The organism is Methylibium sp. (assembly GCF_013817365.1).
Lineage (GTDB): Bacteria > Pseudomonadota > Gammaproteobacteria > Burkholderiales > Burkholderiaceae_C > Methylibium.
In genome coordinates this window covers 1-2,312 of record NZ_JACDCU010000548.1, presented here as the reverse complement: position 1 = coordinate 2,312, position 2,312 = coordinate 1, and the positions used below count along the sequence as shown (strand labels likewise).

Genomic DNA, 2,312 nt, shown 5'->3' with positions numbered 1-2,312 from the left:
CCGTGGGCCGGGTCGCCGTCGATGGCGGCCAGCGCGGTCTGGCGCAGCGTGCCGGGCGCCTTGTCGATGGTGAACACGCCTTCGCCTTCGTCCATGCGCACGAACCACTGCGCGGCGGCGCGGTAGATCACCGGCGTCTTGTGGCGCCAGCAGTGCGGATAACTGTGCTCGAGCTGGGCTGTGGCGAGCAGTCGGTCGGCGTTTCGCAGCGCCTCGACGATGAGCGGGTTGGCTTTCCAGATGAACTGGCCGCCGAAAAGCGGCAGTGCCGCATCGAACACGCCGTTGCCCTGCACCGGGTTGAGGATGTCGTCGCGCGCCACGCCGTGCGCGATGCAGGAGTTGAAGTCCTCAACGCCGTAGGCCGGCGCGGAATGGACGATGCCGGTGCCGTCTTCCGCGGTCGCGTAATCGGCCAGGTAGATGGGGGCGAGGCGGCTGTAGCCCTCATGCACGTCGGCAAGCGGGTGATGGAAGCGTAGGCCGTCGAGTGCCTTGCCTTGGGTCGTGGCGACGACCTTGCCGCTCAGGCCAAAGCGCTCGAGGCACTTCTCGACGAGGGCGCTGGCGAGCAGAAGCAGGCCGCCCTCGGTATCGACGAGCGCGTACTCGAGATCCGGGTTGAGGTTGAGTGCCTGGTTGGCGGGAAGGGTCCAGGGGGTGGTGGTCCAGATCACCGCGAAGACCGGTTTGTCTTGCGGCAACCCCCTCACCCCAACCCTCTCCCCGGTTGCCGGGGGAGAGGGAGTATTTGCTCCCTCTCCCGCGTTCGCGGGAGAGGGCTGGGGTGAGGGCAGGCCGAAGGCCTCCAGCACTAGCTGCGGCTGCGCGGCCAGGAAGGCCACATCCACCGTCGGTGAAGCCTTGTCCGCGTACTCGATTTCGAACTCGGCCAGCGAAGACCCGCAATCGAAGCACCAGTACACCGGCTTCAATCCGCGGTACACGAAGCCGCGCTCGACCAGCCGCTTGAGTGCGCGAATCTCGCCGGCCTCGTTGCCGAAGTCCATCGTGCGGTACGGATGGTCCCAGTCGCCCAGCACGCCCAGGCGCTTGAAGTCGGCCATCTGCAGCGCGATCTGCTCGGTGGCGTACGCGCGGCTCTTGGCCTGCACCTCGTCGCGGGTCAGCTTGCGGCCGTAGGTCTTCTCGATCTGGTTTTCGATCGGCAGGCCATGGCAGTCCCAGCCGGGGACGTAGAGCGCATCGAAGCCCGCCAGCTGGCGCGACTTGACGACCATGTCCTTGAGCACCTTGTTGACCGCGTGGCCGATGTGCAGCGCGCCGTTGGCATAGGGCGGCCCGTCGTGCAGCACGAACCTCGGCGCTCCGACCCGCGCGTCGCGCAGCCGCTGGTAGGTGCCTTGCTCCTCCCACTGCTTCACCCAGCCCGGCTCGCGCTTGGGCAGATCGCCGCGCATCGGGAAGGGCGTGTCCGGCAGGTTCAGTGTGGCGCGGTAGTCGGGCGAATCGGTGGAGGACATGGACGGTTTCGAGGTTGCTCCCGCACTCGGCGGGCGGCCACGCGAAGTGGGCTGCGATCGATGCGCTCCCACGAGGGCGGGTGCGGCGCGCGGGGGAATATCCGCGCCGGGCGCGTCAAATTCGGTCGCGTGTGGTCTGGCGGCGCTCGGCCGCGTGGCCGGCCAGGAAACTGCGAGCATCGATCGCATCGCGCGCGATGCCGGCGGTCAGTTCGGCGAGCGAGCCGTAGCGCCGTTCCTCGTGCAATTTGTGCAGCAGTTCCACGCGCACGAGTCTACCGTAGGCCCCCTCGGCGCCGAGGTCTTGCGGCCAGTCGAAACAGTGCGTCTCGAGCAGCACGCGGCCGGCTTCGCCGAGCGTCGGCCGCACCCCCAGACTGGCCACGCCGTCGAGGGTTTGCGGCCCCAGACCCTGCACCTGCACGACGAAGATGCCGCTGGCTGCAGGCCGCGGGTGAGGAAAGCGCAGGTTCAAGGTTCGAAAGCCGTCGCCCGCGCCGGGACGTGCCGCACCGAGTTCGCGCCCGAGCTTGGCGCCGTGCACGATGTGGCCGCTGATGCTGTAGGGCCGCCCGAGCAGACTGGCGGCGAGCGCCATGTCGCCGCCGGCCAGCGCCTCGCGCACGGCCGAGCTGCTCACGCGCAGGCCGTGCACCTCGTAGCTCAGCATGCGAGCCACGTCGAAGCCGGCCGCGTCCCCAGCCGCGTCGAGCATGGCGTAGTCGCCGGCGCGCCGGGCACCGAAGCGGAAGTCGTCGCCGACCAGCACGTAGCGCGCGTTCAGCCCGCGCAGCAGCACGTCGTCGATGAAGGCCTGCGGGCTCTGGC

At 69.1% G+C, this 2,312-nt stretch carries 2 protein-coding genes; both read right to left on the bottom strand.

The features are described from left to right. On the bottom strand, nucleotides 1-1,484 hold a 1,484-nt coding region (locus H0W38_RS21115), incomplete at its 3' end, for a class I tRNA ligase family protein (protein ID WP_292457895.1). A gap of 115 nt (nucleotides 1,485-1,599) precedes the next feature. Continuing rightward, a partial coding sequence (locus tag H0W38_RS21110) for a bifunctional riboflavin kinase/FAD synthetase (protein ID WP_292457893.1) occupies nucleotides 1,600-2,312 on the bottom strand: 713 nt, incomplete at its 5' end.